18 protein-coding genes are annotated in these 19,916 nt (G+C 71.5%); 2 read left to right on the top strand and 16 right to left on the bottom strand.

Translation table 11 applies throughout. From position 1 onward, the window contains the following. Positions 1-28: 28 nt before the first annotated feature. Entirely contained in the window at positions 29-4,534 is a 4,506-nt protein-coding gene (gene gltB / locus BM085_RS11830; protein ID WP_093887040.1) for a glutamate synthase large subunit, read from the bottom strand. Between the two features lie 200 nt (positions 4,535-4,734). On the opposite strand from gltB, the gene BM085_RS11835 reads away from it, so the two are divergent. Then, a complete protein-coding gene (locus tag BM085_RS11835; RefSeq protein ID WP_093887041.1) occupies positions 4,735-6,303 on the top strand; it encodes a bis-aminopropyl spermidine synthase family protein in 1,569 nt (522 codons plus the stop codon). On the opposite strand, the gene BM085_RS11840 is transcribed toward BM085_RS11835, so the two are convergent. The 14 genes from BM085_RS11840 to ppk2 form a co-directional block, all read right to left on the bottom strand. Further along, positions 6,269-6,892 (bottom strand): hypothetical protein, encoded by a 624-nt coding sequence (locus BM085_RS11840; RefSeq protein ID WP_093887042.1) that lies wholly within the window; start codon positions 6,890-6,892, stop codon positions 6,269-6,271. The genes BM085_RS11835 and BM085_RS11840 overlap by 35 nt on opposite strands. 188 nt (positions 6,893-7,080) lie before the next feature. Beyond that, positions 7,081-7,887, bottom strand: a complete 807-nt coding sequence (locus tag BM085_RS11845; RefSeq protein WP_143120889.1) for a hypothetical protein — start codon at positions 7,885-7,887, stop codon at positions 7,081-7,083. After that, on the bottom strand, positions 7,887-8,606 hold the full coding sequence (locus tag BM085_RS11850) for a VIT1/CCC1 transporter family protein (protein ID WP_093887044.1): 720 nt from the start codon (positions 8,604-8,606) through the stop codon (positions 7,887-7,889). The genes BM085_RS11845 and BM085_RS11850 overlap by 1 nt, the downstream gene beginning before the upstream one ends. Continuing rightward, positions 8,603-9,736, bottom strand: coding sequence for a prolipoprotein diacylglyceryl transferase (gene lgt, locus BM085_RS11855; RefSeq protein ID WP_093887045.1), 1,134 nt, complete (start codon positions 9,734-9,736; stop codon positions 8,603-8,605). The genes BM085_RS11850 and lgt overlap by 4 nt, the downstream gene beginning before the upstream one ends. Positions 9,737-9,762: 26 nt before the next feature. After that, entirely contained in the window at positions 9,763-10,527 is a 765-nt protein-coding gene (locus tag BM085_RS11860) for a thioredoxin domain-containing protein (protein WP_093887046.1), read from the bottom strand. Beyond that, positions 10,527-11,108: a DoxX family protein gene (locus BM085_RS11865; protein WP_245789269.1), complete on the bottom strand. Its 582-nt coding sequence runs from the start codon at positions 11,106-11,108 to the stop codon at positions 10,527-10,529. The genes BM085_RS11860 and BM085_RS11865 overlap by 1 nt, the downstream gene beginning before the upstream one ends. Before the next feature lie 466 nt (positions 11,109-11,574). Then, complete coding sequence (trpA, locus tag BM085_RS11870; protein WP_093887047.1) at positions 11,575-12,369, bottom strand: tryptophan synthase subunit alpha; 795 nt, start codon at positions 12,367-12,369, stop codon at positions 11,575-11,577. 67 nt (positions 12,370-12,436) lie between these two features. Further along, positions 12,437-13,642, bottom strand: a complete 1,206-nt coding sequence (gene trpB, locus BM085_RS11875) for a tryptophan synthase subunit beta (protein ID WP_245789280.1) — start codon at positions 13,640-13,642, stop codon at positions 12,437-12,439. Positions 13,643-13,685: 43 nt separating this feature from the next. Further along, positions 13,686-14,495, bottom strand: coding sequence for an indole-3-glycerol phosphate synthase TrpC (gene trpC / locus BM085_RS11880; RefSeq protein WP_031159981.1), 810 nt, complete (start codon positions 14,493-14,495; stop codon positions 13,686-13,688). Positions 14,496-14,664: 169 nt separating this feature from the next. Continuing rightward, the gene (locus BM085_RS11885; RefSeq protein WP_245789270.1) at positions 14,665-15,078 is read right to left on the bottom strand and encodes a DUF2752 domain-containing protein; all 414 of its coding nucleotides are present in this window, start codon (positions 15,076-15,078) and stop codon (positions 14,665-14,667) included. 97 nt (positions 15,079-15,175) lie between these two features. Then, the gene (locus tag BM085_RS11890; protein ID WP_086576369.1) at positions 15,176-15,568 is read right to left on the bottom strand and encodes a DUF4190 domain-containing protein; all 393 of its coding nucleotides are present in this window, start codon (positions 15,566-15,568) and stop codon (positions 15,176-15,178) included. A 209-nt stretch (positions 15,569-15,777) separates the two neighbouring features. Then, positions 15,778-16,410 carry a Trp biosynthesis-associated membrane protein gene (locus BM085_RS11895; RefSeq protein ID WP_177245067.1) on the bottom strand — a complete coding sequence of 211 codons (633 nt, stop codon included), beginning with the start codon at positions 16,408-16,410 and terminating at the stop codon, positions 15,778-15,780. Beyond that, a complete protein-coding gene (hisI, locus tag BM085_RS11900) occupies positions 16,407-16,754 on the bottom strand; it encodes a phosphoribosyl-AMP cyclohydrolase (RefSeq protein WP_012889635.1) in 348 nt (115 codons plus the stop codon). Before hisI ends, BM085_RS11895 begins: the two co-directional genes overlap by 4 nt. Before the next feature lie 142 nt (positions 16,755-16,896). Next, positions 16,897-17,853, bottom strand: a complete 957-nt coding sequence (ppk2, locus tag BM085_RS11905; RefSeq protein WP_093887051.1) for a polyphosphate kinase 2 — start codon at positions 17,851-17,853, stop codon at positions 16,897-16,899. Between the two features lie 118 nt (positions 17,854-17,971). Between ppk2 and BM085_RS44340 the strand changes: the two genes are divergently transcribed. Then, positions 17,972-18,136: a hypothetical protein gene (locus tag BM085_RS44340; RefSeq protein ID WP_177245068.1), complete on the top strand. Its 165-nt coding sequence runs from the start codon at positions 17,972-17,974 to the stop codon at positions 18,134-18,136. On the opposite strand, the gene BM085_RS11910 is transcribed toward BM085_RS44340, so the two are convergent. Continuing rightward, positions 18,091-19,869, bottom strand: coding sequence for an ABC transporter ATP-binding protein (locus BM085_RS11910; RefSeq protein ID WP_177245069.1), 1,779 nt, complete (start codon positions 19,867-19,869; stop codon positions 18,091-18,093). The two genes, BM085_RS44340 and BM085_RS11910, sit on opposite strands and share 46 nt — an antisense overlap. Positions 19,870-19,916: the final 47 nt, after the last annotated feature.

Genomic DNA, 19,916 nt, shown 5'->3' on the forward strand with positions numbered 1-19,916 from the left:
GCCGTGACCGCTCCGGCGGGTGCCGCCGTCATCCCTGAACCGCCGCGGTCATGACCGCCTCGTCGATGTCGCGGCCTTCGAGACGAGCGGCCTCGGCGGCCCTCAGGACCCGCTTGTAGTCCGTCGGCATGATCTTGCTGAACCGGGCCGGGTCCCAGTCGGTGAGCAGCGCCTTGGCGACCGTGGAGCCGGTCTCCGTCAGGTGCGCCTCGACGATCTCCCGCAGCGTCTCGGATTCGGCCTCGTCCAGCGCCTCGATCTCCACCATCTCGCGGTTGACCCGCGCCGCGTTGAGGTCGAGCAGGTAGGCGACGCCACCGGACATGCCCGCCGCGAAGTTGCGGCCGGTCGGGCCGAGGACGACCACCTTGCCGCCCGTCATGTATTCGCAGCCGTGGTCGCCGACGCCTTCGACGACCGCGGTGGCGCCGGAGTTGCGGACGCAGAACCGCTCCCCCATGACCCCGCGGACGAACACCTCACCGGAGGTCGCGCCGTACAGGCCGACGTTGCCGGCGATGATGTGGCCCTCCAGCGGGGCCTCGTCGTGCGGCTGGACCGTGATCCGGCCGCCCGACAGGCCCTTGCCGAGGTAGTCGTTGGCGTCGCCGGTCAGCCGCAGCGTGACGCCCCTGGGCACGAAGGCGCCGAAGGAGTTGCCCGCCGAGCCGGTGAACCGGACGTCGATGGTGTCGTCGGGGAGACCCGCTCCGCCGTACCGCTTGGTCACCTCGTGGCCGAGCATGGTGCCGACCGTGCGGTTGACGTTGCGGATGGGCAGCTCCAGGGTGACCCGCCGGCCGTGGTCCAGCGCGCCCTCGGCGAGCTGGATCAGTGTGTGGTCCAGGGCCGCCTCCAGCCCGTGGTCCTGCTCCTGCGTACGGCGGAGCGCGGTGCCCTCGGGCAGCTCCGGCCGGTGCAGGATCGGCGCCAGGTCCAGGCCCGCGGCCTTCCAGTGGTTCTCGGCCGAGGTGGTGTCCAGCAGCTCGGCGTGGCCGATGGCCTCGTCGAGGCTGCGGAAGCCCAGCGCGGCGAGGTGCTCGCGGATCTCCTCGGCGATGAACTCGAAGAAGTTGATCACGAACTCGGGCTTGCCGGTGAACCGCTTGCGCAGCTCGGGGTTCTGGGTGGCGACGCCGACCGGGCAGGTGTCCAGGTGGCAGACGCGCATCATCACGCAGCCGGAGACGACCAGCGGGGCGGTGGCGAAGCCGTACTCCTCCGCGCCGAGCAGCGCGGCGACGACCACGTCGCGGCCGGTCTTGAGCTGGCCGTCCACCTGCACCACGATCCGGTCGCGCAGGCCGTTGAGCAGCAGGGTCTGCTGGGTCTCGGCCAGGCCGAGCTCCCAGGGCGCGCCGGCGTGCTTGAGCGAGGTCAGCGGCGAGGCGCCGGTGCCCCCGTCGTGGCCGGAGATGAGCACCACGTCGGCGTGGGCCTTGGACACGCCCGCCGCGACCGTGCCGACGCCGACCTCGGCCACGAGCTTGACGTGCACGCGGGCGACCGGGTTGGAGTTCTTCAGGTCGTGGATGAGCTGGGCGAGGTCCTCGATGGAGTAGATGTCGTGGTGCGGCGGCGGCGAGATGAGGCCGACGCCCGGGGTGGAGTGCCGGGTCTTGGCGATCCACGGGTAGACCTTGTGGCCGGGGAGCTGGCCGCCCTCGCCGGGCTTGGCGCCCTGGGCCATCTTGATCTGCAGGTCGTCGGCGTTGACCAGGTACTCCGACGTCACGCCGAAGCGGCCCGAGGCCACCTGCTTGATGGCGGAGCGGCGGGCGGGGTCGTAGAGCCGCTCGGGGTCCTCGCCGCCCTCGCCGGTGTTGGACTTGCCGCCCAGCCGGTTCATCGCGATGGCGAGGGTCTCGTGCGCCTCCATGGAGATGGAGCCGTAGGACATCGCGCCGGTGGAGAACCGCTTGACGATCTCGGAGACCGGCTCGACCTCGTCGATCGGGACCGGCTCGCGGACGCCGTCCCTGAACTTGAACAGGCCGCGCAGCGTCATCAGCTTCTCGGCCTGGGAGTCCACCAGGCCGGTGTACTCCTTGAAGATCTCGTAGCGGCGCGAGCGGGTGGCGTGCTGCAGCTTGAAGACGGTCTCGGGGTTGAACAGGTGCGGCTCGCCCTCGCGGCGCCACTGGTACTCCCCGCCGACCTCCAGGCGGCGGTGGGCGTTCTCGGCCCGCGGGTAGGCCCGCCGGTGGCGGAGGGCGACCTCCTGGGCCAGGACGTCGAAGCCGATGCCGCCCAGGCGGGAGGTCGTCCCGGCGAAGCAGGCGTCGATGACGTCCTTGCCGAGTCCGAGCGCCTCGAAGATCTGCGCGCCGGTGTAGGAGGCGACGGTGGACACCCCCATCTTGGACATGACCTTCAGCACGCCCTTGCCGTACGCCTTGATGAGGTTGCGCACGGCCTTGTGCTTGTCGATCTCCAGGACGCCGGAGTCGACCATGTCCTCGACGGTCTCGATGGCGAGGTAGGGGTTGACCGCGCCCGCGCCGTATCCGACGAGGAGGGCCATGTGGTGGGCCTCGCGGGCCTCGCCGGTCTCGATGACCAGGCCGACCCGGGTTCGGGTCTTCTCGGCGATCAGGTGGTGGTGGACCGCGCCGGTGAGCATCAGCGACGGGATCGGCGCCAGCGCGTCGGAGGAGCCCCGGTCGGAGAGCACGATGATGCGCGCCCCGCCCTCGATCGCCGCCGAGACCTCGGCGCAGATCTCCTCAAGGCGGTGCAGCAGCGCCTCGCCGCCGCCCCCGACCTCGTACAGGCCGGAGACGACGCGCGGGTGGAAGCCCGGCAGCGCGCCCTCGTCGTTGATATGGATGATCTTCGCGAGCTCGTCGTTGTCGATCACCGGGTACGGCAGCACGAGCTGGCGGCAGGAGGCCGGTCCCGGGTCGAGCAGGTTGCCCTCGGGGCCGAGCGTGCTGGCCAGGGAGGTGACGAGCTCCTCGCGGATGGCGTCCAGGGGCGGGTTGGTGACCTGCGCGAAAAGCTGGCTGAAGTAGTCGAACAGCAGCCGGGGCTTCTCGCTGAGCACCGCGACCGGGGTGTCGGTGCCCATCGAGCCGATCGGCTCGGCGCCCACCTTGGCCATCGGCGACAGGATGATCCGCAGCTCTTCCTCGGTGTAGCCGAAGGTCTGCTGACGCTTGATCAACGCCTCGTGGGTCGGGATCTCACGCGAGCGGGCGGGCAGCTCCTCGAAGCGGACCAGACCGGCGTGCAGCCACTCGGCGTAGGGCAGCTCGGCGGCGAGCTCCGCCTTGATCTCGTCGTCCTCGATGATCTTGCCGAGCTCGGTGTCGATCAGGAACATCTTGCCCGGCTGCAGGCGGCCCTTGCGGACCACGTCCTGCGGCGCGATGTCGAGCACGCCGGCCTCGGAGGCCAGCACGACGAGGCCGTCCCTGGTGACCCAGAACCGTCCCGGACGCAGGCCGTTGCGGTCGAGGACCGCGCCGACCAGGGTGCCGTCGGAGAAGGTGATCGAGGCCGGACCGTCCCAGGCCTCCATCAGCGTGGAGTGGAACTCGTAGAACGCCCGCCGGGCGGGGTCCATCTCGGTGTGGCTCTCCCACGCCTCGGGGATCATCATCAGCACCGCGTGCGGCAGCTTGCGCCCGGTGAGGTGGAGCAGCTCCAGCGTCTCGTCGAAGGAGGCGGTGTCGGAGCCGTCGGGGTCGCAGACCGGGAAGAGCCGCGACAGCTCGCCCGGGATGGCCGCGGTCGCCAGCATGGCCTCGCGGGCCCGCATCCAGTTGCGGTTGCCCTTGACCGTGTTGATCTCGCCGTTGTGGGCGACGTAGCGGTAGGGGTGCGCCAGCGGCCACGAGGGGAAGGTGTTGGTGGAGAAGCGCGAGTGGACCAGCGAGATCGCGGTCTCGTAGCGCTCGTCGCTCAGGTCGGGGAAGAACGGCTCGACCTGCAGCGGGGTGAGCATGCCCTTGTAGACGATCGTCCGGGCGCTCAGTGAGGGGAAGTAGACGTCCACCTCGTGCTCGGCCCGCTTGCGCAGGCAGAAGGCCAGCCGGTCCAGCTCCAGGCCGCTCTCGCCGTCCGGCGAGGCCACGAAGATCTGCCGGAAGAACGGCATCACCGCGCGGGCGCTCGGCCCGGGCAGCGTGGGGTCGGTCGGCACGTCGCGCCAGCCCAGGACCGTCAGGCCCTCCTCCGCCGCGATCTCCTCGATCATCCGCACGCCGGTCGCGCGGGCCTCGGAGTCGGCGGGCAGGAAGGCCGTGCCGACGGCGTAGGAGCCCGCCGCGGGCAGCGGGAAGTCCGTCACCGCGCGGAAGAACGTGTCGGGGATCTGCGTCAGGATCCCGGCACCGTCGCCGGTGTCCGGTTCGCTACCCTGGGCCCCCCGGTGGTCGAGATTGCAGAGCGCCGTCAGGGCCTTCGCGACGATGTCGTGACTGCGGCGGCCGGCCACGTCCGCGACCATGGCGACGCCACAGGCGTCGTGCTCGTGCGAGGGGTGATAGAGGCCCTGGGGCTCGGGAAAGCCGAGGTGGGCAGCAGGCATTGAATCCCTCCCGTCGTCTTGCTTCTTTGGAACAAGCAAGGGACGACGTTGGCCCTGCTGCGTGGTGTGTAGACATTACCGTACCCTGCCGGAAACGTGCCTACCCGGTCCATATCGCAACCGTTTAGTAGCGATTCGTCCGCTTCGTTCAACAGGACAGCGGGGCAGGACATTCCAGGTGGGGGCTCTAGGGTGGCCCCATGGAAGCGATTGCGGCGCTCATCGCGCAGGCGGGTGTGGACGGCAGGCGGCTGCGGACGGTGCTGGCTCTCCTGGGTGACGGCCGCTGGTGGACTCTGGCGGATCTGGTCCGGGAGAGCGCGACGTCACGGCGGACCGTCGAGGCCCTGCTGCGCGAGGTCGGGCTGGAGCGCTCCGGCGACCGCTTCCGGCTCCGGGAGCCGCTGATCGGCCTCGCCGGCGCCGCCGTCGCGCCCGCCGACCCGGTGGCGCACCTGCTGCCCGGCCACGCCGATCTGGTGGCGCGGATGGAGGAACTGGTCGCCAAGGCGCCCCGCGGCCGCCAGGCGCTGGACCACGTGGCCGCGACCGCCGACACCGTGGTCCGCCGGGCACTGCTGCTGGACGCCCGGTTCTGGCTGGAGGGGGCCCGGCTGCTGTGCGTGGGAGACCACGACCTGACCTCGCTGGCGACCGCCATGCTGCACCCGGGCGTCGAGGTGACCGTGGTGGACGTCGACGAGCGCGTCCTCGCCTACATCGCCGCCCAGGCCGACCGGCTCGGTCTCAACGTACGGACCCGCTGGGCCGACCTGCGCCTGGGCCTGCCCGCCTCCGCCCAGTCATGGGCCGACCTGGCCATCACCGACCCGCCCTACACCCCCGAGGGCGTCGGGCTGTTCGTCGCCCGCGCGGTGGAGGGGCTCCGCGACCGCGAGCGGGGCCGGATCCTGCTGGCCTACGGGGCCAGCGAGCGCACCCCCGCCCTCGCGCTGAAGGTGCAGCACGCCCTGTCCCAGCTCAACCTCGTCAACGAGGCCATCTACCCCGACTTCAACCGCTACTTCGGCGCCGAGGCCATCGGCTCCGCCGCCGACCTGTACATCCTCCGTCCCACCACCAAGACCTGGCCCGCCGTGGCCGCCCGCGTCGACGGCTTCGGCGCGGCCATCTACACCCACGGTCCGCAGTCCGTCGAGTCCACCGGCTCGCCCGTCCCCGCGCCGGCCGCCACCGGCCAGGCGCCCGAAGCCCCCGAGGCCCCCGAGGTGCTCGTGGGCGAGTGGCCCAGGGACCTGCTCGCCAAGACGCCCCGGGCCCGCCTGACGACATGGCTCGCCAAGCCCTACGCCAGCGACCCCGACAGGGTCGCGATAGCCGTACCGGCCGGGCTGGAGGCGGCGCTGCCCCGGCTGCTGCTGGCCACCCGCGCCCAGCGGGTCCAGGTGACCCTGGCCGGACCGCCGAAGGATCTGCCCGCCGACCTGCTCTCCCCGGTCTACGGCCTGACCGCCGACGGCTCGACGGTCCACGCCGTACGGCTCCCGCCTCCCACGACGGACGAGGGGCGGATCCTGCGCCGCATCCTGGACAACGCCCACGGCAAACTCGCCAACACCTGGCGCGAGGCCCTCATCAAGGTGCGGGGCGAGCTGACCAAGAAGCAGGCCAGGGCCGTCATCACCGCCGTCGCCCCCTGGGCCGACGACGTCACCGTCCTCGAACTGCCCGCCCACCGCCTCCAGGAGCTCCCCGCCGCGGTGCGCGGCTCCCTCACCGCACCAGACGCCGCTGGATCACCAGGCTGAGGCTGTCCATCGCGACCTGCGGATAGGTGAGGTCCACCCGGCCCGCGCCGCCCACCGGGGCGACCCAGCTCACGGTGACGTAGTGTCCCAGGGCGCGGGCCTGGGCCCAGCTCCGGGAGCCGTCGAAACCGGCGGGGGTGCCGGGGGCCGGCCGTACGAAACCGCCGTTTTCGAGGGCCGCCACGAGCCCGTCGGCCGCGGCGGCGTCGGCCAGGTTGAAGATGAGGAACTGTCCGGAGACCCGGCCGTCCGGGGTCGCGTAGTGGGCCCGGAGCACCTGGGTGCATCCGGCGACGGCGGCCTCGGCGCTCCCCCACACCGCCGGGACGCAGTCGGTGAGCGTCTCGGTCCCCTTGCTCGCGAGCGTGCTCTGGCCCGCGGTCACCGATCCGGTGGGGAACATCTCGGCGGCGGTCAGCGGATCGGGGTCGGCGGCGCGGGTGGCGATCGGGGCGTAGTGCGCCGTGGTCGGCTCACCCCGGAAGAAGGCCGGACGCGGGGCGTCCTCCTCGCCGCCGCCCAGCCACAGGAACGCCGCTCCGGCGGCGACGGCGAGCAGCACGGCGGCGACGGCGATCCACTTGCGCATGACCGATGAGCCTACTGGGACCGCAGGGGTGGCGCAGGCTTAGGGGGCAGGGGCGGGGATCAGGAGCCGGGCAGGTCCAGCGGCCGGGAGCCGGGCTGATCCGGAGCCGATCCGATCCGGGGCCGGGCCGATCTGGGGCCGGGCCGATCCGGGGCCGATCCGGGGCCGGGCCGATCCGGGGTGCGGGTCTACGGAGCGGGGATGGGTCCGGCGGCGACGACGCGGCGGAACACGGCCTTCTCCGCGCCGCGGACCGCCAGCGACAGGGAGACGAAGTCGTCCTTGGCCCCCGGCTCGGCGCCGTCTGCCCGGCCGATCCAGACCAGGCCCACGTAGTGGCCCATGGCGTGACCGCTGGCCTCGGTGTAACCACCGACCGGGAAGCGCGCCCTGCCCGATGCCAGCAGATGGGTCCAGCCGCCCCGGTGCATGGTCGTCAGCGACTGGACGAGCCCGTCGGCGGAGGCGGTGTCACGCAGGTTGAGCAGGGTGTACTGGGCGACGTGGCGGCCGTCGGTGTAGACGCCCCGGGCCGCCTGGGTGCATCCGGCCTGGGCGAGCTGGTCGGCCAGGCCCTGCCCCCAGACCACCGCCGAGCAGTCGGCGTCCATTTTGGTGGCCGCCAGCTTCAGCGTGGTCCTGCCCTCCTTGAGGACCTTCTCCGCGAAGACGTCCTTCAGGGTCAGCGGATCGGGGTCGGCCTTGCTCCGCGCGATCGGCGCGAACAGCTTCGGCGAGACCCAGCCCTTGTAGGCGTCGGGCCGGGGCTGGGTGGAGATGGCGGCGGCGGTGGCCCTCTCGGGCACGAAGTCGCTGCTCATCGAGCCGATCACGAAGGTGAGGACGACCGCGGCGACCAGCACGCCGGCCACCGAGCCGACGACCGCCAGCAGCCGCTGCTGGCCCTGGCTCAGCCCCCACTCCTCCAGCTGGGGGATGCTCCAGGTCTGCGTCTTCGCCGGGGTGCGGCGGCGCTTGCGGGTGGGAGTGGTCATCACAGTCCGCTCCCTCCCAGGAGATGGCCGAGGCCGAAGGTCAGAGCGGCCGCGACCGCGCCGACCACGAGTTGGCGCAGCCCGCTGTACCACCAGCTGCGCGCGGTGACCCGGGAGACCAGCGCGCCCGCGCCGAACAGGGCCAGGCAGGAGATCACCGCCGAGCTCACCAGGCTGGTGACCCCCAGCAGGTACGGCAGGAGCGGCAGGATCGCGCCCACGCTGAAGGACAGGAAGGAGGAGAGGGCGGCGATCCTGGGCGAGGGCAGGTCCGCCGGGGTGACCCCGAGCTCGGCCCGGGCGTGCACCTCCAGCGCCTTCTCGGGATCCTGGGAGATCTGCCGGGCCACCTCCGCCGCCACGGCGGGCTCGACGCCGCGCGACTCGTAGAGCTGGGCGAGCTCGGCCTCCTCGGCCTCGGGGTGGCGTTCGAGCTCGCGCCGCTCGACGTCGATCTCGGCGAGGGCGAGCTCCCGCTGGCTGGCCACCGAGACGTACTCGCCGCCGGCCATGGAGAACGCGCCCGCCGCCAGCCCGGCCACCCCGGCCAGCATGATGACCTTGGTGCTGGCCGTACCGCCCGCGACACCGGCGATCAGGGCGAAGTTGGAGACGAGCCCGTCCATCGCACCGAACACCGAGGGCCGCAGCCAGCCTCCGTTGACGTCACGGTGCGCGTGATGGATCTCGGCGCGCCCCCCGGACTCGCCTGCGCTCATGGTCTCTCTTTCTCGCCCTCTGCCGCGGTCCGCACCGCGATCTCCTCCCGGGACGCCCCGGGCGTGCCGGCCTTCTCGGCCTTCTCGGCCTCGTCGGCCTGGTCGGACGGGTGGGCCGGATCGACGGCCCCCGCACCGCCCGGTGCGAGCTCCGAGGTCACGCCGGCGGGCTCCGAGGTCACGTCGGCGGGCTCCGCACGCCCCTCCGGCCGATCGTCCTCCCTGGCGTCGCCTGCCTTCTCGGCGTCGTCGGCCTCGTCGGACGGATGTGCCGGGTCGACGCCTCCCGCGCCTTCCAGCGCGAGCTCCGGCGTCACCCCGACGGACTCCTCGCCTGTCTTCCTTCCGGCATACCAGAAATAGACCAGTGCCGCGACGAACAGGATGACGGAGGTCCACTGGTTGAGCCGCAGGCCGAAGATGTGGTGGGCGGTGTCCACCCGCAGGCCCTCGATCCAGAAGCGGCCCACGGTGTAGCCCGCGACGTAGAGGGCGAAGACCCGGCCGTGACGGAGCGCGAACCTGCGGCCGGCCCAGATCAGGACGAGTGCCAGACCCAGGTCCCAGATCGACTCGTAGAGGAACGTGGGATGGTAGGTCGCCTCGCCCGGCACCGTGCCCGGCCGGTCGGGGTCGATCTCCAGGCCCCAGGGCAGGTCGGTGGGGCGGCCGAACAGCTCCTGGTTGAAGTAGTTGCCCCAGCGGCCGATCGCCTGGGCGACCGCGATGCCGGGGGCGACGGTGTCGGCCACCGCGGACAGGGAGATCCCCCGGCTGCGGCAGCCGAACCACACGCCGAGGGCCCCGAGCGCGACGGCCCCCCAGATGCCCAGCCCGCCGTTCCAGATGAACAGCGCCTCGATGGGCTCGTTGGGCGCGTCCGGTCCGAAGTAGAGCTGCCAGTCGGTGATGACGTGGTAGAGACGTCCGCCGACCAGGCCGAACGGCACGGCCCAGACGGCGAGGTCCACGATCGTGCCGGGCGCGCCGCCGCGGGCGCGCCAGCGGCGCTCACCCATGATGACGGCGACGATGACGCCGAGCACGATGCACAGTGCGTAGGCCCGGATGGGGACCACGCCGAGGTGCCAGACCCCCTGGGAGGGGCTGGGAATCGAGGCGAGGGGCATGTCTGGTGACGTTACCGTGTCACGGGCTACTTGGCCGCATCAAGGATCGCCTGGCGCAGATCGGCCGGCTTGAACGCCACGCTGTTGTCCACCTCTGTGCCGTTGATCTTCAGCGTCGGGGTGCCCTGGAGCTTCGCGCTCTCCAGGATCTTGGTGCTGTAGGCGGTGTGCTCAGCCGCCTTCTGCTGGCCGGTCACGCACTTCTCGAAGCCCGGGTCGGTGACCCCGGCGTCCTTGCCCCAGGCGACCAGGTCATCGAGCTTGAAGCCCTCGACGGTCTCCGACGGCTGCTCCTTGAACAGCTTGTCGTGGAATTTGATCCACGGAGCGCCGCCGGGGACGCAGCGGGAGGCGGCGGCGCCGCGGACGGAGTTGCCGCGGGTGACGCCCTTGTTCGCCTCCTGCGGGAAGATCGTGATCGGGTGGTAGACCACCTTGACCTTGCCCTCGGCGGCCAGGTTCTTGATCGTGGCGCCGCTGGTCTCCTCCAGCGCCTTGCAGGCGGGGCACTGGAAGTCCTCGTAGACGTCCAGCACCGGCTTCTCCACGCCCGCCTTGGCCATCACCACGGAGCCGTCGGCGGCGGCGGTGATCGGCGCCAGCGCCCCGGTGGCCTCCTCGGACTTGCTTCCCTGGGCGGCATACCACCATCCGGCCCCGACGGCGCCGAGTGCGACGACCGCCACCGTCGTGATCGTCGCGATGCGCTTGAGCCGCTCCTTCTTCCGCTGCTCCTCGCGCTGCGCCTTGATCCGGTCACGCGCCGAATGATCCCGCGCGGCCTTGCCCATCAGTGGTTCTCCTTTTCATAGGGCTTCTCGTCATCGCCCTCGATGTCGTCATCGTACGGCTCCCGCACCGAGGTCAGCCCCAGCGCCGAGTCCAGCGCGAACCGCCCCGGCGGGAACCAGGCGACGACCACACCGAGCGCGAAGAAACCGGCGTCACGCAGGATGTCGATGAGGTAGTCGGGCTCCACCCCGGCCTTGAGCTGACCGCCGCCGCCGAAGCAGCCGCAGTCGATTCGCAGCCCGCGCGCCCACGCCGATGCGATTCCGATGACGAAAGCCAGCATAAGCAACGCGGAGATGATGCCCGCCACACGGGTGAGCAGCCCGACAACCAGCAACACCCCTATGACGATCTCCAGGATGGGCAGGCCGTAGCCGACCACCGTGGCAAGCGAGTCCGGAAGTAGTTCGTATGCCTTGACCGCCTGCACGGACAGCACCGGCGTGCCGATCTTCCCCCAACCGGCGACGATCAGCACACCCGCCAGCACCAACCGCGAGACAGTCGTCACCCAGGGTAGCGCCGAACTCGCCGAGTGCGACCGCGGAAGCACGGGCTTGTCAGAAGTCACGAGCACCATCGTCTCCTATTCCGGGCCCCCGGTTATGGCCGACCGCTACGGATACGGCACCATCTGGGAGAAACCCCATCACGAGCTGGATAAGCGTCGAATAAGCCAACTAACGAGCACGGAACCGCAGAACTGCCGCACCATAAATGCCCAGGTGACAGGCCGAAGCAGCAGGCAGACATCCTACGGCGAACTCCGGCTCCAATCCCGCTGGACGGCCTTCACACCCTGACGCACCGTATCCGGGACGGGCTCCGCCCTGATCTCCGGCCCCTGCCCCGCCGGTGATGCGGAACCCGCCGGCGGCTCGGCGGCCGGAACGGAGAGGCGCGGCCGGCCGGTAACGGCACGCCGGGAAACGCGGCGGGCTCCGGCGGGGTGGTTTACCGCATTCACCGGAGGCGGAACGGACGGGCTCGGCGGGAAACGAGAAATGCGGCCGTTCTATGGAACGGCCGCATTTCAGATGAGAGGTCTACCTCCGGACGCCCGCCGCCAGCTCGGCGCCCAGTTCGCGGACCGCCGCCAGGCCGGAGGCCTCGTCGGGGGCGTCCAGCAGGCGGCGGATGAACGCCGAGCCCACGATGACGCCGTCGGCGTAGCGGGCCACCTCGGCGGCCTGCTTGCCGGTGCCGACCCCTAGCCCGACGCAGACCGGCATGTCTGTCTGCAGGCGGGTCCGCTCGACCAGCCCCTGGGCCGCCTCGCCGACCGACTCGCGGGCACCCGTGACGCCCATCAGCGAGGCGGCGTAGACGAAGCCGGTGCAGCAGCCGACAACGGCCTTGATGCGGCTCTCGGGAGAGCTCGGCGCGACCAGGAAAACGGTGTCGATCCCGGCTCCGGCGCTGGCCTCACGCCAGGGCTCGGCCTCCTCCGGGGTCAGGTCGGGGGTGATGGTGCCCACCCCGCCCGCGTCGGCCAGGGCACGGGCGAACCGGTCGGCGCCGTAGCGGTCGATCGGATTCCAGTAGGTCATGACCAGCGTGGCGGCGCCCGTCTTGGCCACGCCCTCGACCGTGCGCAGCACGTCGGCGATGCGGGTGCCGTTGGTCAGCGACCGGTGCACGGCGTCCTGGATCGTCGGGCCGTCCATGAGCGGATCGGAGTAGGGCAGGCCGATCTCGATCACATCGCAGCCCGCGTCCACCATGGCGGCGGCGGCCGCGATCGCGCCGTCCTTGGTCGGGAATCCGGCGGGGAGGTATCCGATGAGGGCGGCGCGATCGTCCGCCTTCGCCCTGGCGAACACCGTCTGAAGAGTCGTCATCGTTGATTCCGTTGCGGTTCGTGGCCTCGTCCCCGCCGGCCGGGCCGGTGGGGACGCGAGTCGGCCGTCAGAGGTTGAAGTACTTCATGGCGGTGCCCATGTCCTTGTCGCCACGGCCCGAGAGGTTGACCAGGATGGTCGCCTCGGGGCCCATCTCACGGCCGAGCTTGAGGGCGCCGGCGAGCGCGTGGGATGACTCGATCGCCGGGATGATGCCCTCGGTGCGGGCGAGCAGTGAGAAGGCGTCCATGGCCTCGGCGTCGGTGATGCCGTGGTAGGAGGCGCGGCCGGTGTCCTTCAGCCAGGCGTGCTCGGGGCCGACGCCGGGGTAGTCGAGGCCGGCGGAGATCGAGTGGGACTCGATCGTCTGGCCCTCCTCGTCCTGCAGGACGTAGGTGCGCGAGCCGTGCAGGACCCCGATAGAGCCCTCGGTGAGCGTGAGGGCGTGCTCACCGGTCTCCAGGCCCCGGCCGCCGGCTTCGTAGCCGTGGAGCTGGACGCCCTCGTCGCCGATGAAGGCGTGGAAGATGCCGATCGCGTTGGAACCGCCGCCGACCGCGGCGGCGACGGCGTCCGGCAGCCTGCCGGTGAGCTCCAGCATCTGGCGGCGGGCCTCGACGCCGATGATGCGGGCGAAGTCGCGGACGATCTCCGGGAACGGGTGCGGGCCGGCGATCGTGCCGAAAAGGTAGTGGGTGCGGTCGACGTTGGCGACCCAGTCGCGGAAGGCCTCGTTGATGGCGTCCTTGAGGGTCTGGCTGCCGTTGGTGACCGGGACGACGGTGGCGCCGAGCAGCTTCATGCGGGCGACGTTGAGCGCTTGGCGCTCGCAGTCGACGGCCCCCATGTAGATCACGCACTCCAGGCCCATCAGGGCGGCGGCGGTGGCGGTGGCCACGCCGTGCTGGCCCGCGCCGGTCTCGGCGATCACCCTCGTCTTGCCCAGGCGCTTGGTGAGCAGGGCCTGGCCGAGCACGTTGTTGATCTTGTGAGCGCCGGTGTGGGTCAGGTCCTCGCGCTTGAGGATGATCCGGGCGCCGCCCGCCTGCTCGGCGAAGCGCGGCACCTCGGTGAGGGTGGTCGGCCGCCCGGCGTAGGTGCGCAGCAGGTGGTCGAACTCGCGCAGGAACCCGGCGTCGTTCCTGGCCTTCTCGTACTCGGCGGCCACCTCGTCCAGCGCCGGGATGAGGGCCTCGGGCACGTAGCGCCCGCCGAAGACGCCGAACTTGCCGTGGACGTCCGGGTCGTCCCCGTGGACGCCGTTGCCGGCCAGGTCGGCCGGGGTGAGAAGGGTTCCGTCTGTCGCTGTCACGTGCTTACTGCCCCTCAGGTCGAGATGCGGGGTGGGCGCCGGCGGTGACCAGGTCGACCACCGCGGCCCGCGGGTCCTTTCCGGTGACCAGGCTCTCGCCGACGAGGACGGCGTCGGCGCCGGCCCTGGCGTAGGCGAGCAGGTCGTGCGGACCGCGCACACCCGATTCGGCGATCTTGATGACGCCTTCGGGGATCTTCGGGGCCAGCTTCGCGAACACCTCGCGGTCCACCTCGAGGGTCTTGAGGTTACGCGCGTTGATGCCGATGATCCGGGCTCCGGCGGCGAGCGCCCGGTCGAGCTCCTCTTCGGTGTGCACCTCGACCAGCGGGGTCAGGCCGATCGACTCGGCCCGCTCGATGAGCGAGACCAGCGCGTTCTGGTCCAGCGCGGCCACGATCAGCAGCACCAGGTCGGCGCCGTAGGCCCGGGCCTCCCAGAGCTGGTAGGAGGTGACGATGAAGTCCTTGCGCAGCACCGGGATGTCGACCACGGCGCGCACGGCGGCCAGGTCGTCGAGACTGCCGCCGAAGCGGCGCCTCTCGGTCAGCACGCTGATGACGTGGGCGCCGCCCGACTCGTAGTCACCGGCGAGCGCGGCGGGGTCGGCGATCGCGGCGAGCGCGCCCTTGGACGGGCTGGAGCGCTTCACCTCGGCGATGACCGCCACCTGGTCGCCGCCCAGCGCGGCGTAGGCGTCGCGGGGCGTGGGCGCCCGCTCGGCCCGCTCCTTGAGCTCGGCCAGCGACACCGTCTCCTGCCGGCCGGCCAGATCGGCGCGCACCCCTTCGAGGATTTCCTCCAGAACGCTCACTTGCCCTCCTCGCGAAACTCGGAGGTCAAGTTCGCGAACGCTGCCGTGTCCATGGTCCGCTCGCTCCACTCGCTCACGAGTAAGGCCCCTCCCGATCGATTGCCTTGGTCCAGCCGATGCTATCGGGCTTGCCGCGGTCGCCCCGCCACGGGGTGACGCCTATAGGTGACTATGGGGCCAAGAATTCCCCAAAAGCAACATTTCGCACTATCCAAAAAACGATCATTAAAGCAAGAAAAGCCCATACATAGGAAGGACGTATGGATATCCCCTTGAGTGGCACACCCCGCCAGGAACGCAGCGCCCAGCGCCCCCACAGAAGGGCCAGGACCGGGACCATGGCCACGACCAGGAGGTTGAGCCCGAGGGCCGTGACGAGGTCGCCGTGGGCGAGGGCGTGAACGGCCCGCAGCCCGCCGCAGCCCGGGCAGTAGAGCCCGGTGAGCATGAGGAACGGACACGTGGGGTAGTGCCCCGGCTCGTTGGGGTCCACCGCGCCCACGTAGGCGACCGCGGCGCCGGCGGCCAGCGCGGCGCCGAGCGGGGCCAGCACGGCCAGCGCCCGCGCCCGCGGCCCCCGCACGTCAGTGGTCCTTCCCGTCACCATCGGCCCGCCCGCACCTCTCCACCAGCGACTACCCGTCACCGGCCACGATACTCAAGACGGGGGCGGATGCCCGTCAGTAACCCGACAGCGAGGTGCTCGCGGCGAATCCCCACCAGCCGAGCGCCAGCGCCAAGACGAGCACCAGCAGCCAGCAGGCGACGCCGAAGTAGGACAGGACCAGGCCCGCGATCGCCATGCCGCGCCCCTCCTCGTGGGTCCGCTTGATCTGGCCCAGCGAGATGTGGCCCAGCACGATGCCCACGATCGAGGTCACGCCGCACACGAACAGCCCGGCGATGCCCATGATCAGCGCGGCGATGGCCATGCCGTTGTTGCCTCGGGGCGGCTGCGCGCCGTAGCCGTAGGGGTCGTAACCGCCGCCGGGCGGCGGGCCGTAGCCGCCGGGAGAGCCGTATCCGCCGCCCTGCGGTGGCCCGTAACCGCCGGACTGGTTCCCGTAGCTCATGAATGACTCCCCTTTATGCGAGTTGCGGGCGAAATCCTAGCGAGATCCGCGTCTCCCACGAGGGCCGCTCCCCGCTTCCGTGGGCAAGTTGTGACCGTGTGGCGAGCACGGGCGTCGCGGACGGCGCCGCCACCGGTATCCCCGCCGGCGGGGCGTTCCCGGAACGCCGCGCCCATGGACCGCCGGCCGTCTCCCGAGACGGCCGGTCCTCAACGCTCCCCGTTCTCCGGACCGGCCGTTCTCTCCGGGGCGGCGGTGTCCTCAGGGCCGACCGTCGGATCGGCGCCGAGGTCGATCGCGTCCCACAGCGCCCGCTCGCTCGGCGCCCCGCCGGTGGAGGCGGCGCCGGCGGGGGCCGGGCCCGATCCGCGGCGCTCGTAGCGGTCGGACATGCCGGGCCAGCCTGCGCCCCGGACGGCGGCCACCACCCCCGCGCACGCCAGCAGCAGTCCGCCCGCCCCGGCGACCAGCGGCCAGGCGGCGGCCGGGGCGCTGTGCAGGGCTCCGGGCTCGGCCAGCGGGATCTGCCGGGCCGCGACCTCCAGCGCCGCGCCCGCGCGGCTTCCCTGCCAGGCCCAGGCCATCGCCCCCGCTCCGCAGAGCGTCATCACGGCGCCGACGATCCTGCGCCAGACCCCCCTGGTCGCGAGCACGGCGACCACCGCGGCGAGCGCCGCCCAGGCCGCCGGACCGAGCGCGGGCACCAGTTCCGCGGCGGAGACCGCCACCTTGCGCGGGCCGTACGTCACGGTGAACCAGTCGCGCCCGGCGGCGAGCAGCACGAGCGCGGCGCCCGCCACGCAGACGGCGACCCAGGTCCACAGCGCCCGCCGGGCGGTCACTTCGGGTTCACCGCCAGTTCGTCGGCGTCGAAGCAGGTCCGGTCACCGGTGTGGCAGGCGGCGCCCACCTGGTCGACCTTGAGCAGGATCGTGTCGCCGTCGCAGTCGAGCGCGGCGGACCTGACGTGCTGGACGTGACCGGAGGTGTCGCCCTTGACCCAGTAGGATCCGCGGCTGCGCGACCAGTAGGTGGCCCGGCCGGTGGTGAGCGTGCGATGCAGGGCCTCGTCGTCCATCCAGGCGAGCATCAGCACCTCGCCGGTGTCGTACTGCTGGACGATCGCGGGCACCAGCCCGTCGCCGGTGCGCTTCAGCCGTGCCGCGATGGCGGGGTCAAGGGACATGCGGCAATTGTGCCGCAACCAGGGAGAGGGGCGACTTCCGGCATGGCCGGACGGCCATGCCGGAGCCCCGGCGGATCGATCCGGCCGGCCGGCGGGCGGTGACGGCGGGGTCCGCCGACCGGGCGGCGGGCGTGACGCCGGTTCAGCGCGCGCGGTCGTCGTCGAGCAGGTCGGCCGCCTGGACGACGATCCTGGGGTCGGGCTCCCCCACGACCTCGTGGTCCTTGTTGTCGTACTCGAACTGGCTCAGGAGGTGGCGCATGGCCTCGATCCTGGCCCGCTTCTTGTCGTTGCTCTTGATCACCGTCCACGGCGCCTGCTCGGTGTCGGTATACAGGAACATGTCCTCCTTGGCCTCGGTGTAGTCCTCCCACTTGTCCAGCGACTGCAGGTCCATGGGCGACAGCTTCCACTGCCGCACCGGGTCGACCTGGCGGATCACGAACCGGGTGCGCTGCTCGGACCGGGAGACGGAGAACCAGAATTTCACCAGGTGGATCCCGTCGCGGACGAGCATGCGCTCGAACTCGGGGGCCTGCTCCATGAACTCCAGATACTCCTCCGGCGAGCAGAAGCCCATCACCCGTTCCACTCCGGCGCGGTTGTACCAGGAGCGGTCGAAGAAGACCATCTCCCCCGCGGCCGGCAGGTGGGAGACATAGCGCTGGAAGTACCACTGGGTGCTCTCGCGCTCGCTGGGCTTCTCCAGGGCGACCACGCCGGCCCCGCGCGGGTTGAGATGCTCCATGAACCGCTTGATGGTGCCGCCCTTGCCCGCCGCGTCGCGCCCCTCGAACAGGACGACCAGCCGCCCGCCGGTGTCCTTCATCCAGTACTGGAGCTTGAGCAGCTCGATCTGGAGCAGCCGCTTGAGACGGTCGTATTCGGCCCGGTCCATCCGCTCGCCGTAGGGGTATTTCTCCCGCCAGGTGTCCACGGGGGTGCCGTCCAACCGCACCAGCACGGGATCGTCGTCGTCATCGTCCAGGACACGCAGGTTCGGCAGCTCGTCGAGCAGGTCGCTGCGGACCACGGCCGAACGCACGTCGAGCACCGGGAACTGCCCGGCCGCGGGCTCCTCGCCCAGCACATCTGTCATGAGTCCCCCCGCGAGTTCCACACCCTCACCTGTCCCCCTACCTCCCCGCAAGAGCCCTAATCCTCAGACTGGCCGGTATCGGCGAGGCAGGTCCGGCCGGGCTACCCCGGCAGGCCGAGTGACCGTCGGGTCCGTCGAGGTGCGGCACGTCGCGGTCCACGACCCCGAAGGCCGCTCCTGGACGACCCGCGCCACGAGCACCCCCGCCGGTACGGCCCCGCCCTCCGGGAAAACCCGCTACGAGCGGGCCGCCGAGACCCAGGAGGCGTGCAGGTCGGCGTAGACGCCGGGCTCCTCGACGAGCTCGGCGTGCGGGCCGCGCTGCACGATCCGGCCCCGGTCGAAGACGAGCACCTCGTCGGCGGCCTCGGCGGTGGACAGCCGGTGGGCGATGGAGATGGCGGTGCGGCCCCGCGTGACCCCCTCCAGGGCGCGGGCCAGCCGTACCTCCGTCGCCGGGTCCACCGCCGAGGTGGCCTCGTCGAGCAGGAGCAGGTCGGGGTCGGCCAGGTAGGCGCGGGCCAGTGCCACGAGCTGGCGCTCTCCCGCCGACAGCGACTCCCCGCGCTGGCCGACATGGGTGGCCAGACCCGCGGGCAGGCCCTCCAGCCAGCCGGTGAGGCCCAGCTCGGTCATGGCCAGCCGGATCTCCGCCTCGGTCGCCGACGGGCGGCCGAAGCGGATGTTCTCCTCCAGGGTGCCGTCGAACAGGAAGCCGTCCTGGGGCACCATGACGATCCGCTCGCGCAGGGAGGAGAACCGGACCGCGCGCAGGTCCTCGCCGTCGACGGTGACCCGGCCGGAGACGGGGTCCATCAGCCGGGTGAGCAGCTTGGCGAAGGTCGTCTTGCCCGAGCCGGTCTCCCCCACCACCGCGATCCGCGAGCGCGGCGGGATGTCCACCGACACCTCGCTGAGCACCGGCATCCCGCCGGGGTAGGAGAACCCGACCTCCTCGAAGGAGACCGAGATGGGGCCGCGCGGCAGCTCGACGCCCTCCGGGCCGGGGTCGGCGACGTCGGGCGGGGTGTCGAGCACGCCGAGGATGCGCCGCCAGCCGGCGATCGCGTTCTGCGCCTCGTTGAGCACCTCGGTGGCGATCTGCAGGGGCGAGACGAACAGCGTGATCAGGAACAGGAAGGCGATCAGGCGCCCGGCGGTGATCTCGCCGCCGATGCCCAGCCGCACGCCGAGCAGCACCACTCCGGCCAGCGCCACCGCCGCGACGATCTCGGTCAGCGGGAAGACGGTGGCGACGATCCGCTGTGTGCGGGCCTGCGCGGCCCTGTTGGCGTCGATCGCGGCGTCCAGCCGGCCGGCCGTACGGGACTCCGCCCCGTGGGCCCGGATCACCGCCGCGCCCACGACCGACTCGCTGACGGCGGCGAGCATGTCGCCGGTGCGCTCGCGGACCAGCGTGTAGGCGCCCGACAGCCAGCGCTGGAAGCGGGGCAGCACGACCATGAGCGGCAGGAAGCAGATCCAGACCAGCAGGGCGAGCTGCCAGGAGTAGACGAACATCAGCACGGTGGCGACCAGGAGCTGCCCCAGGGCGATGATGATCATCAGCCCGCCCCACTGCATGAACACGCTGATCTGGTCCACGTCGCCGGTGACCCGGGAGACCAGGGCGCCGCGCCGCTCGGAGTTCTGGGTGAGCACCGACAGGTCGTGCACGTGCCGGAAGCCGCGCACCCGCAGCCCGGCCAGCGAGGTCTCGGTGGCCTTGTAGAGGCGGACGTTCATCAGATACGCGCACACCGCCGTCAGCACCACGGCCGCGGCGCACAGCAGCACGGCGGCGCGGATGTAGGGCAGGTCGGGGACCTCACCCTTGAGCCCCCGGTCGATGGTCTGCTGGACGGCGATCGGCACGATCACCTTGCCCAGTGTGGCCAGCACGGCCAGCGCGAGCGTCCCGGCCAGCCCCTTGCGGAACTCCGGCGTGAGAGACAGCCCGTGCCTGACGGTGGCCAGCGCCGACCGTTCGACCCCCTGAAGCGAGCTCACGCGCATCCCTCGCCCAGCGGTCCGCCGGTCCGCAGACGCACCGGACCGCTGTG

Source organism: Streptosporangium canum, assembly GCF_900113865.1.
Lineage (GTDB): Bacteria > Actinomycetota > Actinomycetes > Streptosporangiales > Streptosporangiaceae > Streptosporangium > Streptosporangium canum.